11 protein-coding genes and 5 pseudogenes are annotated in these 11,802 nt (G+C 67.9%); 13 read left to right on the top strand and 3 right to left on the bottom strand.

The genetic code is table 11. The features are described from left to right. Positions 1-141, top strand: a pseudogene (locus tag ABZ192_RS40815) (IS5/IS1182 family transposase); the annotation flags it as partial. A 108-nt stretch (positions 142-249) separates the two neighbouring features. Here ABZ192_RS40815 and ABZ192_RS40810 read toward each other — a convergent pair. Continuing rightward, a pseudogene (locus tag ABZ192_RS40810) lies at positions 250-382 on the bottom strand (MerR family DNA-binding transcriptional regulator); the annotation flags it as partial. A 153-nt stretch (positions 383-535) separates the two neighbouring features. Between ABZ192_RS40810 and ABZ192_RS40805 the strand changes: the two are divergent. Both ABZ192_RS40805 and ABZ192_RS40800 read left to right on the top strand, forming a co-directional pair. After that, positions 536-901 carry a hypothetical protein gene (locus tag ABZ192_RS40805; protein WP_356929518.1) on the top strand — a complete coding sequence of 122 codons (366 nt, stop codon included), beginning with the start codon at positions 536-538 and terminating at the stop codon, positions 899-901. A gap of 772 nt (positions 902-1,673) precedes the next feature. After that, positions 1,674-1,955: a hypothetical protein gene (locus ABZ192_RS40800; protein ID WP_356929517.1), complete on the top strand. Its 282-nt coding sequence runs from the start codon at positions 1,674-1,676 to the stop codon at positions 1,953-1,955. Positions 1,956-2,302: 347 nt separating this feature from the next. On the opposite strand, the gene ABZ192_RS40795 is transcribed toward ABZ192_RS40800, so the two are convergent. Then, positions 2,303-2,932, bottom strand: a complete 630-nt coding sequence (locus tag ABZ192_RS40795; protein ID WP_356929516.1) for a class I SAM-dependent methyltransferase — start codon at positions 2,930-2,932, stop codon at positions 2,303-2,305. 229 nt (positions 2,933-3,161) lie between these two features. Continuing rightward, positions 3,162-3,446: a hypothetical protein gene (locus ABZ192_RS40790; protein ID WP_356929515.1), complete on the bottom strand. Its 285-nt coding sequence runs from the start codon at positions 3,444-3,446 to the stop codon at positions 3,162-3,164. 508 nt (positions 3,447-3,954) lie between these two features. Between ABZ192_RS40790 and ABZ192_RS40785 the strand changes: the two genes are divergently transcribed. The 10 genes and pseudogenes from ABZ192_RS40785 to ABZ192_RS40740 all read left to right on the top strand — a co-directional run bounded on the left by ABZ192_RS40785 (position 3,955) and on the right by ABZ192_RS40740 (position 11,787). After that, positions 3,955-4,239 (top strand): hypothetical protein, encoded by a 285-nt coding sequence (locus ABZ192_RS40785; RefSeq protein WP_356929514.1) that lies wholly within the window; start codon positions 3,955-3,957, stop codon positions 4,237-4,239. A gap of 634 nt (positions 4,240-4,873) precedes the next feature. Then, positions 4,874-5,050, top strand: coding sequence for a hypothetical protein (locus tag ABZ192_RS40780; RefSeq protein WP_356929513.1), 177 nt, complete (start codon positions 4,874-4,876; stop codon positions 5,048-5,050). Positions 5,051-5,405: 355 nt separating this feature from the next. Continuing rightward, a complete protein-coding gene (locus ABZ192_RS40775; RefSeq protein ID WP_356929512.1) occupies positions 5,406-6,077 on the top strand; it encodes an NAD(P)-dependent alcohol dehydrogenase in 672 nt (223 codons plus the stop codon). A 135-nt stretch (positions 6,078-6,212) separates the two neighbouring features. Continuing rightward, positions 6,213-6,772: pseudogene (locus ABZ192_RS40770) on the top strand (transposase); the annotation flags it as partial. Positions 6,773-6,979: 207 nt separating this feature from the next. Beyond that, positions 6,980-7,108, top strand: a complete 129-nt coding sequence (locus ABZ192_RS40765; protein ID WP_356929522.1) for a hypothetical protein — start codon at positions 6,980-6,982, stop codon at positions 7,106-7,108. Positions 7,109-7,259: 151 nt separating this feature from the next. Further along, positions 7,260-7,794, top strand: a pseudogene (locus ABZ192_RS40760) (ISAs1 family transposase); the annotation flags it as partial. A 349-nt stretch (positions 7,795-8,143) separates the two neighbouring features. Continuing rightward, positions 8,144-8,323 (top strand): annotated as a pseudogene (locus ABZ192_RS40755) (oxidoreductase); the annotation flags it as partial. A 167-nt stretch (positions 8,324-8,490) separates the two neighbouring features. Continuing rightward, entirely contained in the window at positions 8,491-9,450 is a 960-nt protein-coding gene (locus ABZ192_RS40750) for an MBL fold metallo-hydrolase (RefSeq protein ID WP_356929511.1), read from the top strand. A 14-nt stretch (positions 9,451-9,464) separates the two neighbouring features. Then, on the top strand, positions 9,465-10,409 hold the full coding sequence (locus ABZ192_RS40745) for a fumarylacetoacetate hydrolase family protein (RefSeq protein WP_356929510.1): 945 nt from the start codon (positions 9,465-9,467) through the stop codon (positions 10,407-10,409). Between the two features lie 169 nt (positions 10,410-10,578). Then, positions 10,579-11,787: an amidohydrolase family protein gene (locus ABZ192_RS40740; RefSeq protein WP_356929509.1), complete on the top strand. Its 1,209-nt coding sequence runs from the start codon at positions 10,579-10,581 to the stop codon at positions 11,785-11,787. Positions 11,788-11,802 lie beyond the last annotated feature (15 nt).

The raw sequence follows: 11,802 nt of genomic DNA, 5'->3' as shown, positions 1-11,802 counted from the left end.
TACAAGCAGCGCAACACCGTCGAGCGGTGCATCAACCGCCTCAAGCAGTGGCGCGGCATCGCCACCCGCTACGAGAAGACCGCCACCATCTACCTAGCCGGACTCCACATCGCGGGCATCTTCCTCTGGTCCGCCCGATGATCCAAACGAAACCGCCTAGCCGTGTTGGCGGGGGAGAGGGGTCAGGCCGGATCTCTGAGGTCAAGGCTGGGCTTCCACGCCGCGCGGGAGAGTGCTCCACTGATGCCCGTAAGGCCGGTAGCCCGCCGGGCTGCGCTCCGTCGGCGGGACTGCCCTGGTCGGAGTAGTGCCGGATGGTCTTTACCGTCGGACCGGTCCGGCGGGATAGTTCTCCGATGGAATCGAGCGGGTCGCTGTCCATGCCTCCAGCTTGATGTCTCTCCCCCACAGGAGACTCAACCGGGCATTCCGAGGTGAACGGCACGCTGGGCCTGAGATACCTGGGCATCACGTTGCTTGAGCTTGTTCTCGGCACCGACAAGGCTGGCTTTGCCACCCGTCACACGAGTCCTGAGTGCAGAGCCGCCCCTACGACCTGCCCGTTTGCGTCCTTCAGCCCGCGGTCCAGGACCCGGACACCGGGCAATGGCGCACCGACCGGGACGCATCGCCAATCAAAATCTCCGAGGAGGAGTTCGCGGCGTACGTCAGGGTGCCGCGCGAGCGGTTGCGGGACCCGCGCATTACCCGGCTCGCGCGACTCGTCACCGGTCTGCTCGCTGAGTTCGAGGCGGCCACCGGGAGCCCGGCGGCGACAGCAGCCGAAATCCGTGAGGCCCTGGACCAGGTCGCCGAGATCCCCGAGGAGGCCCGACAGCGCCGCCACGCCGCTGCCCGCAACGGTGCCGCCCAGGGCTTCCACAGGGGGCGCCACTGGTAGCCCGGCGGTCTGACTGGTACGGGCGGAGGATCGGGTGATCAGTTAGCCAGGCGGACCGGCCGCTCGGTGACTGTCACCCGTTCGGGTGTCCTGGTGCGCGCCGCCGCCAGGCGCCGTACAGGCTCAGAGGTAGCTCTTGGCTGTCGGCGGTGCCGGACCGAAAGGACTCGTTATGGCGGTCCACGACAAAGTACGCACTATTGGGCGCAGCGGTCTGGAAGTGCTTGACATTGCCGTGTCCAGGCAGTGCACAGTCGAGATCAAGGAACCCCGCGATACCCTCGCTCTCACTCGGCGCCTGAATGGGGTGAAGCTGGATGTGGTGGACGACCCCAACTTCGCAGGGCTCAAGTTCGGGCAGACCATTCCTTGGGGCAGCATTCGGGCTTCCGGGCCTGAAGGGTTGCGAATCTCCTACCGGGTGCGGACTGGGCGGGATGTGACGGGATCCCCGGAGTTCTAAAGCTCAACGTCGTGGAGCTCACCGACGATCAGCGAGCCGAAATCGTGGGAGAACTGGTCAGCTCATCGCAGCCGGCCCTCAGACCCCGATCGTGGACGCCGGGGCCAACCTTCTGGAGCAGCTTCCCGCTATGGTGCAGGTAGGGAAGTAGGGGCGGCGTATCGGCTGACGAGGCCCGTCCCCGGGTGTCTACAGTCGGGGTATGAGCAGCCTCCCCGACGCGCAGCCAGCCCGCCCGTGGCGGCCGGAGGACGGGCCGCGCCCCGAGGTGTGGACCTGCCCCACCACCGGCCGGCCGGCACTGGGGTGATGTCGGCAGGGGAGTGGCGGTACGCGCCGGTCCGGGCGCGGCAGAACTGGCCCGACGGCACCGTCCGCTACCAGGTGGAGGTCGACCTGCTCGGGGACAGGAGAGTCCGCACCCTCTCGTACGAGTGGCCGCAGCCCGGGTTGAGGGTGGCCCGCCGGAGCGCATCGGAGCCGACCAGGGGCGTCGACGAGACCCGGCAGGGGGATATGCCGCACCGCGGCCCCACCCACGGCTGCACCGGGACGCCGCACCACACCGGCCGGGCACACTGGTGGGCGTGAAGATTCTGGCGTCACGATCCGCCCGGCGGCGCCGCTTGTACGGCACGGCCCTGGTGTCCTGCCCCGGCTCCCTAGAGGCATGCCCAGTTCAGCGATTTCCCGCCCGCCGGATGGACCGTGCTCGACAGCAACCGGCCGCTGGATGAGTTGACCGGCGCAGACCACAGGGCCGTCCGGACAGCCCTCGACACGATCGCCGAGGTCCTACACCGCAGCCTCAGCCCGCCCGACAGTGAAGGGCCGAGCGCCTAACGCCCCTGACGCGCGACTAAGGAGATTATCTCGGGTGTCGAGTGGTCGACAGGCATGTTGACCGAACTGACTCAAGAGTTCTCGCAGGTCAGTCTCTACGGGCGGCGGGCCAGCAAGTGTGTGTCGAGGAAGCCGCGCTCGGACGCTGGGTCGTGAAGCAACCGAGCCACCGTGACGAGCCCGGCCTCAACCAGCAACTCGGCAAACTGCTCCGCCGGCCAGCTATAGGCAGGCGCAACCTTGTGATCGAAGCGGACCGGCTCCGGCCCCTCGGTGCCGAAGATGGACACCAGGAGCAGACCCCCTGGTGCCAGAACACGCACCTGCTCAGCGAGTAGCGCGGGCAGTTCTTCAGGTGGGGTATGGATCATCGAGTAGTGGGCCAGCACTCCACCGAGCGCGCCGTCCTCGACCGGCAGGGCCTCCATTCGCGCTTCGTCGAACCGCAGCGTCGGCTGGGCCCGCCGAGCGTGGTCGACCATGGCCGGGGAGAGGTCGATCCCGAAGGCGTCCAGCCCCAACTCGTGCAGCATGGCCGTCAGATGACCGGGACCGCACCCGACGTCGGCTACCCGCAAGTTCCCCCTATCACGCACGAGCTCGGCGAAGGTGCCGATCATGTTCCGGGCGAACGGCCGCGTCTCCAACCGACTAGTGAACATCGACGCATATAGCTCGACGACCCCGTCGTAGGCCGCCCTGGTCTCATCCTGGTGTTCTAACACGGGCAGGAAGCTAACACCCCCGTCGTTCACCGCCGTTCTCCGGCCCATACCGGCCCTTCCCCTCGGGACTGATCGTCCCGTCACCTGATCACGGGACGCTCCGGTAGTTCGAGAAGGCACGTGAGACATGTTGGAGTACAGCAAAGAACATGCCTGACAGCTATCCGAGGGGTTCAGGCATGTTGGCCATCAATGGGATCCGTTGATCTGTTTCGGGGCCTGTGCTTGTTCAGTCCAGGTCGTTCCAGGTCCACGAAGAGGCGGCACTCCCATCAGGCTCACGGCCGAACTGGAACTGCTCTCGGTGTCCTCCGTGGTTGATGAACAGACCGAAGTGCCCTGCGGCGGGAAGACGTTCGGCCAGTGCGGTGACCTGCTCGTCCGCCCCGACATCCCGCAGCGCGTCCAGCAGCCTGGCGACAACGTTGACGTGACCGGCGAACCGGCACAACGCCGACGACCGGCCGCCGATCGGACCCAGCACCACGCTGGCACTCTCGAACCTCTTCGCCATACCGCCTTCCCAGTCACGGTCAGCCGACTGTCACGGTCCATGGCCCGTGCTGTTCGGCCCCGGCCGCAGGATGCGAGATCTCCTGCAAGCCTTTGGCATCCCGGACAGGTCTGGCACGGTCCAATCCGGCAGGGGGCTCGCCCGGGCAACCCGTGGCGGAGTGTGCCGCGGCAAGGCTGTTGGTCGGGCTGATCGACAATCTGCGAAGGCGCCGACGCAGACGTGTTCATCAGCCTCGTCCGCGTGAAGTGAGACCGGCCAAGAGGCGAGACGCCAAGAGATCAGCGTCGTGCTTCAACCGCGGGTGCTGCAAGCGAGCCTCGCCGAAGGGTGAGAGCGCGCTGTTCCCCGGCATGCGCCGGCCGGACAGAACTACGCTGGCACGGTGACCCTCTTGGCTCCCCAGATTGCCCAGCTGCCCGTCGATCCGTCGTTGATTAGCCTCGATTACCACCACGAACACCCCGTCTAGGCGTACGAGTTCGAGAACACGCTGGAGGCGTGGACGGTGTCCGCCCGGATTGACACGGACGTCCTGGCGGAGGACCTGGCCGCCTACAGCGAGATGGACCAGGAGTCGCTGGACGCGGTGCAGGACGTCACGGTGGGCAGGATGTCGTTCGTGCGGGTGCGGATGTTCGGCCCGGACCATCCCTTCGAGGCGATGGACTCCTACACCGGGGACGTCTCCCGCATCGGCGAGGTGGTGCTGGACGTCGCTGACGGCCGATGGGAGCCGGCCTTCGAGGCCGCGCTCGCGCACCCAGTCGGCGACCTGCTCGTCATGGACTGAGTCATCCTCGAACCACCGGGGCGCGGACTGGGCCTGGGCCCGGTACTGGCAGGTGCCGCCATCCGCCGCCTCTCGCAAGACTGTGTCGCGGTGGCGTGCGAGCCCGGATCTGCCGACGGCCGCGAGCTGACCGAAGCCCAGCATCGCGAAGCCGCCGCCACATTGGGCCGCGTATGGCAGCGGAGCGGCTTCGAGCCCTTCCAGGAGGGTGTACACATCCTGGACTGCCACCTGCAGCAGCCCCAGGACCTCCTTGCCGAACGGCAGGAGGAGTTCAACGCACTGTGCCGCGCCTGGCGGGAACACCACCGACCGTAGGGCTCACGTCACGCCCGCCACGTCTCTGTCGCGGCATGCTGGAGTCGTCCCAATACGGCGCCCGCCCTCCGACTCCAGGGGGGCCAGTGCGTTCGGCGTCGTGGCTGGCTCCGCCACCGGAGTCGGCCCCGGCGCGCTTCAAGCGCACCGGGGGTCAGCCGAGCGAGTCCTCGGACGTGAGCGGCATACCGCGCGTAGGCGATGACCACGACGCCGGGGGTGGGCCAAATGCACGACGAGCGGCCCACACGTGCAAAGCGGCGAGAGCAGCGTTGGCGCCACCACCAATCACGGCGCCGAAACCCAGCGGTGCTACTTGGGTACCTTCGTCTTCCGGTCGCGCGGCAACACCGACCGGCTCCATGATGTCGTCAAGTTCAACTGGGAGATGGCGCCGCGGGACGGTGGTGAGGTCGCCGGCGTCGGGCTGGAGATCCTCATGCTCGGCCCCGACGGCCGCATCGTCAGCGATTACCAGTTCATCGAGGGATGATGGCAATGCTCCCATCGATGGTGCGCAGTTACCACGTCAGCACCGGCGTCGGTATCGATGGCCTGGCGCTGCGCACGCACGAACCACGCACACCCAAGGAGGGGGAGGTCGCGGTCGCGGTCCACGCTGCCTCGCTCAGCTTCCGCGAACTTCTGGTGCTACGGGGGGAATACGTGCTGCCCGTCAAACCGGGCGTCATACCGGTCTCGGACGGTGCCGGCAGGTCGTCGCCGTTGGGCCGGATGTCCGGCGAGTGCGCCCAGGTGACCGCGTCACCGCCGCACTGTTCCCGCGGTGGCTGGACGGCCCGCTGGAACCGGCATACCTGCCGCAACTGGGTGGCTCACTCGACGGAATGCTGACCGAGCTGGCCATCCTCCCCGAGGACGCCCTCGCGCACATCCCCGACCACCTCTCCTACGCCGAGGCGGCAACTCTTCCCTGCGCCGCCGTCACGGCATGGAACGCCCTGACCGGCGACGGCCGCGGAATCCAGCGCGGACAGACCGTGCTGGCCACCGGCTCCGGCGGCGTGTCGCTGTTCACGGTGCAGTTCGCCAAACTCCTGGGCGCGAGAGTAATCGCCACGACAAGCCGCGCGGACAAGGAACAGCGCCTTCGCGATCTGGGAGCCGACGACGTCATCAACTACCGCAACATCCCGAACTGGCACACCGCCACCCGTGAACTTACCGCCGGGCGAGGGGTCGACCGCGTCGTCGACACCGCCGGAAAGCTGGAGCAGTCGCTGAAGTCAGTCGCCGTCGACGGACACATCGCCTTTGTCGGGTCCGTCTCCGGCAACTGGCCACCGGTCGACCCTCGTCTGCTGTTCGGCGTCGCCGCTACGGTCCGCGCATTGGCCGTCGGCAGTCGCGCCCAGTTCACCTCAATGAACAACGTCATCACCGCGCATCGGCTCCGACCAGTCCTCGACCAGGTGTTCCCGTTCGAAGAAGCCGTGGCAGCGTACGGGTACTACGAATCGGCCAGCCCGTTCGGAAAGGTGATCATCAAGATCAGATAGCCGGCGAGCATTCATGGTTGGGGGGAATCCCGCGCACGCTCGGTCATTGGCAGACCAGTACGCGTCGTGCGAGCTGGATGATCTATCCCAAGGGGTGCCTGCGGAGACGAGAACGAAGGTGTCGAAGATCGTTTTGTGACGAACAGCCTAGACACCCTCGCGACCGCATTCTACGCGACGACGAATGACCTGCTGAAGGAGCATCCCGGCCTGGCGCCTCGGCGTCCTCAGGTCGGGATTGCTCCCCGCCTGAGCGATGCCGAACTGGTCACCCTCGCGATGATGCAAGCCGTGCTCGGCTTCACCTCCGAGGTCAAGTGGCTCCGCCACGCCCGCCCCCACCTGCGACACCTCTTTCCCTACCTGCCGCAGCAGCCTGGCTACAACAAGCGGCTACGCAAAGCCGCCGACCTCATGCGCCGGATCACCCGCATCCTGGCCGTCAGCACCTCGCTATGGAGCGACGACGTATGGGTCGTGGACTCCACCCCGGTCGAGTGCGGACGCTCCCGGGAGACCGTCAAGCGCTCCGACCTGGTCGGATGGGCCCAATACGGCTACTGCGCCAGCCACAGCCGCTTCTTCCTGGGGCCTGCGCCTGCACCTGGTGTGTACCCTCCAGGGCCTGCCCATCGCCTTCGCCCTGACCGGAGCGAAAAGCCGACGAACGCGAAACCCTCCTTGACCTCCTCGCCGCCGAACGCGACCTCATCCACACCGCCTACGAGAACGCCGCCATCGTCCCCGCCGACCCGATCCCCGACCACGTCAAGAACGGTCAGTTCGAGATCAGCGGCATCGTCAAGACCGGCGACGACGAACGCGAACGCGGCAACCGCCGGGCAGCGCCCCTACGCATCGACGGGGGCCGCGGCGACTGGGACGCAATCGAGGAACTCTGGTTGGCCGGCGAGCTCGCGGATGACGAGTTCGAGGACCACTTCATCGACGACGTCATCGTGGCGGACATCGGCGAAGGCACCGACGGATGGGAGTTCCCGGGCGCCCCGTACGCCGTCGAACTCAGGTAGCAGCACGCGTTGAGCAGCCTCCTCCAAACTACCGCTCGAAGCAACGAGAAGCCCTGCTCGTGAACAAAGCCAGGCGGGGCCGCACACACCTGGCCCGCCGGGCTCGGGGCAGCACAAGGTCCGACACGAGGAGGTCACCTCGACCCTGCGCGAACGCGGCGCTCACCACCTGCTGACCATCAAGAACAACCAGCGCGGCCAAGGCCCGTCAACTCCACGCCTTGCCCTGGAAGGAGATCACCGTGATCCACCGCGACGACGCCCGGGGCCACGGCCGTCACGAGCAGCGGCTCGTGCAGGTCGTCACCGTCGAGGGCCTGCTCTTCCCGCACGCGGCCCAGGTCCTGCGGATCCAGCGCCGTCGCCGTCTCTACGGGGCGAAAAAATGGTCCACCGAGACCGTCTACGCCATCACCGACCTGCCCGCCGAGGCAGCGAACGCAGCCGACATCGCGTCCTGGGCTCGCGGGCACTGGACCGTGGAAAATACCGTCCACTGGTGTCGAGATGTCACCTTCAACGAGGACAAGTCCCAGGTCAGGACCCACAACGCGCCCGCCGTACTCGCTACCCTCCGCGACCTGATCCGCAGCGCGCTCAAGCTCGCCGGCTACGTCAACACCGCCGCCGGACGACGAGCCCACACCGAACGCCCCCGCGTCCTCACCCTCTACGGCATCACCTGATCAAACCGGACGACGCGGGCAAACGACAGGACCCTGGCCCAATTCCGGAGCCGACACCACAAGTATTCACCGGCTGGATTTTTGTATACAGGAAATCGATTTCCCTGCTTGCGATCTACGGGCCAGATTAGTGGGACCGCAATCGGGAGGACGTCTCCGTGACATCTGCAGCCGCGTCTGCACCCTTCATCCCCCTCTCCGGACCGTTCGCCATCGGCACCCTTTCGGCAGCGGGCGAGACCAGGTTCCGGGGCCTCATGGCCCCGGACGGCCGAGCGCTCGACCTGCGTACGGCACTGGACGAACCTGCGTTGACCACGCTCGCGCTCCTGGAGCGCTGGGACGAGGAGTGGAGTACACCACCGAGCTCGAAAAGCTGGACGAGGACACCTGGCACCCGCACATCTACGACCTGACGAAGCCCGAGAACGCCGACCAGTGGGGCACGTCCAACCCGATGAACGAGATGGTCGCCAAGGAGATGCTCAACGACGTCGACCGCGGCGTCTTCGTCGCTCCGCCGGTCTGACCCCATGGCACCGGGGGCCCGGCGCACTCCCCCGCCCTGCCAGGCCGCCGAGCCCCCGGCCTGCGTCAACCCACCCAGCTCCCAAGGAATGCCATGCGCTTCGCCCCGTACGAACAGCCCGGCCGCAGCCGCGTCGCCACCGTGAAGGACGACGGACAGGCCGGGTCATGACCGACACCCCGGACACGAACTCCGCTCCTCCTCCCACAGCGGACGCGGCGGAACTCCAGGAGTTGCTTCCCGGGATCCATGCCTGGGTGCAGCCGGACGGGACCTGGTGGGTCAACAACGCCGGCGCGGTGGCCGGCGACGACGGGGTCCTGGTGATCGACACCTGTGCCACCGCGGCTCGCACCCGCCGGTTTCTCGACGCCGTGGACACGGCCACCGGCGGGGCGTCCGTCCGGCTGGCGGTGAACACCCATCAGCACGGTGACCACACCTACGGCAACAGCCTCCTCCCCTCCACGACAGTGATCGTCGGGCACAGCCGGATGCGGGAAGGGCTTCAGGCCGACCCGGTCATCGACGGCTGCCCACCGCTGTGGAACCCGGTCCCGGACTGGGGGCCGGTGACCCGCAGGCTTCCCGACATCTCGGCCGGCTCCGCACTCACCCTGCACGTCGCAGGTCGGCGGATCGAGCTGCTGCACCCCGGCCGCCCGGCGCACACCACCGGAGATCTGATCGCCTGGCTGCCCGAAGAACGCGTGCTGTTCTCCGGCGATCTGGTGTTCGCCGGACTCACCCCGCTGGTCTTCATGGGCTCGGTGGACGGGGCCCTCGCCGCGGTCGACTGGCTGGAGTCCCTGCAGCCCGACGTCATCGTCCCCGGCCACGGCCCGGTCCTCACCGGCACCGGCATCACCCGGGTCCTGGACGAGCACCGCCGCTATTACCGGCTCATCCTCGACACCGCCCAGGACGGGCTCTCCCGGGGTCTGACGCCCCTGCAGGCCGCCCGCCAGGTCGACCTGGGCGAGTTCACGGGCTGGGCCGACGCCGAACGGATCGTACTGAACCTGCACCGCCCCTACGCCGACCACGCCGGCCGGGACCTCGACGTGATCGCCGCCTTCGGGGACGCGGTCGCCTGGCTCGGCCGCCCGATGCACACCTCCGTCTGAAGGGAAGCGCGACTGTGCGGTTCGTGACCTACGCCGACGACGACGGTGATCGGGTCGGCGTCCTCCACCACGACCAGGTCCATCCCCTGGGTCGCGGCGTCACGATGCTCGGCCTCCTGCGCGACGGCACCCTGCGGGCGGCCAGGGAGCAGGCCCTGGCCGCGCCTGCCGCGACCCGGGCGGTCGGCGACCTTCGGCTGCGCGCGCCGATCCCCGATCCTCCCGCTGTGCGGGACTTCATGAACTTCGAACGGCACGTCGAAGGTGTCTCCAGACTCGGCGGAACCGACGCGACCGTTCCCGAACGCTGGTACGAGGCACCCGCGTTCTACTTCACCAACCCCTACGCGATCCTCGGGCCCGCCGACGACGTCCCTGTACCGCCCGGCAGCCGGATGTTCGACCTGGAGCTGGAGGTCGCCGCCGTCATCGGCCGCACCGGCCGCGACATCCACCCCGACGACGCCGACGCCTACGTCGCCGGCTACACCATCCTCGTCGACTGGTCGGCCCGCGACGTCCAGTTCGCCGAGATGCAGGTCCGGCTCGGCCCCACCAAGGGCAAGGACACCGCCACCACCCTCGGACCGGTCCTGGTCACCTCCGACGAGCTGCAACCCTGGCGCACCGACACCTCGTTCGACCTGACGATGACCGTCGACATCAACGGCGAACGGCTGGGGCAGGACCGCTGGTCGTCCATGGCGTTCTCCTACGCCGACATGATCGCCTACGCTTCCCATGGCACCGAGATCCGCCCCGGCGACGTCCTCGGCTCCGGCACCTGCGGCGGCGGCTGCCTCGCCGAACTGTGGGGTCGCGAAGGCCTGAACGCCCACCGCCCCCTGCAACCCGGCGACGTCGTCACCGTCACCGTCGAACAACTCGGCACCCTGACCACCCGCGTCGTGCCAGGAGTCGAGCCGATTCCCATCCCACCCGCACGACGGGGCCGGTAGGCCCAGTCTGTGCGGAACGGCGACCCCCGTGGGGTCGCCGTCGCCCACCTGGCCGAACAGACGGTCGCCACGCCCCCGGACACCCTTCGGCTGTCATCGTGCCGGTCCGGCAGACGTCGTAGCCGTGAAGCCCGAACCAGTACATGTCCAGCATTGCGAGGAGAGTCCGATGAACGAGTTCGTCATCGTCGGTGCGAAGGTGTTCGACGGCGAGAAGAACCTGGGCCAGGTCGAGGTGCACGTCGCCGACGGCGTCATTGTCTCGGTGGGCGGGCCGCGTGTCACCGGGGTGGAAGTCGTCGACGCCACCGGCGCAACCCTGCTGCCGGGCCTGATCGACGCACACACCCACACAGACGCCGCGATGCTGCGCCAGGCACTGACCTTCGGCGTCACCACCGAACTCGACATGGGCTCGGTCCCCGCCACCATGATTCCGCTGCGCGCCGAAGTCGAGGCCGACCGGACTTTCGCGGACGTGCGGAGCGCCTCTTTTTCGCTTACCCACCTCGACGGCCACCCTCATCAGTTCCGGAAGGGCCTCAACGATCCGGTCTGGCCGACCGCGACCACGGTGGCGGAGGCGGCCGGGTTCGTCGACGATCGGATCAGCGAGGGCGCCGACTACATCAAGCTGATAGCCGAGAGTGGCGGGGCGTTCGGCTTCCAGTTGCCGCACGTACCACTGGAGATTCACGCCGCCGTGATCGCCGAGGCGCACGCTCGCGGGAAGATGGTGATGGCCCACGCCATGACGCTGCACGAGACCGAACAGATGGTCGACGTCGGCGCCGACGGCCTCGCCCATCTGTTCGCCGACACGGCCCACACCCCGGAGATCGTCGACCGCATCGCAAGCGCGAACGTGTTCGTGGTGCCGACACTGACTCCCCTTGCCTCCATCGTCGGGCTGTCGCACAGCACGGACCTGGCGCAAGATCCCCGCGTTGCGGGAAAGCTTGCGCCAGAATTGCGGGCGCACCTCTCCGACACGTTCGGCGGCTTGCCCGCCTCGCACTTCGACATGGCACTGGCCACGATCGCAGCCCTGCGCCAGGCTGGGGTCGACGTGATCGCAGGCACCGACGCCGCGGCTCTGGCCGTGCGCGGCGTGACCCACGGAGCAAGTCTGCACGGCGAGCTGCAACTGCTCGTACAGGCCGGTTTCAGCCCCACCGAAGCCCTGCGCTCGGCGACTTCACTGACAGCACGACGGTTCGGCCTCCACGATCGGGGCCGCGTCGAGCAAGGCCTGCGGGCAGATCTCGTCCTGGTCGACGGTGATCCCACCACGACCATCAACGACAGCCTGTCGATTCGCTCGGTCTGGCGACAGGGCACCCGCCTCGCGGCCGCATCCACGCTCGGCTCCCGGTGAACCCGCCAGGAGCGA

This window comes from Streptomyces sp. NPDC006235, assembly GCF_040613735.1.
GTDB lineage: Bacteria > Actinomycetota > Actinomycetes > Streptomycetales > Streptomycetaceae > Streptomyces.
The sequence above is the reverse complement of the archived record's forward strand: the minus strand, read 5'-3'. Positions and strand labels throughout refer to the sequence as shown.

Bases quoted from the DNA above. Each gene is read 5' to 3' on its own strand.
- ABZ192_RS40750 (WP_356929511.1), top strand. From the start codon at position 8,491: ATGACCGACACCCCGGACACGAACTCCGCTCCTCCTCCCACAGCGGAC.
- ABZ192_RS40790 (WP_356929515.1), bottom strand. From the start codon at position 3,446: ATGGCGAAGAGGTTCGAGAGTGCCAGCGTGGTGCTGGGTCCGATCGGC.
- ABZ192_RS40800 (WP_356929517.1), top strand. From the start codon at position 1,674: ATGTCGGCAGGGGAGTGGCGGTACGCGCCGGTCCGGGCGCGGCAGAAC.
- ABZ192_RS40740 (WP_356929509.1), top strand. From the start codon at position 10,579: ATGAACGAGTTCGTCATCGTCGGTGCGAAGGTGTTCGACGGCGAGAAG.
- ABZ192_RS40775 (WP_356929512.1), top strand. From the start codon at position 5,406: ATGCTGACCGAGCTGGCCATCCTCCCCGAGGACGCCCTCGCGCACATC.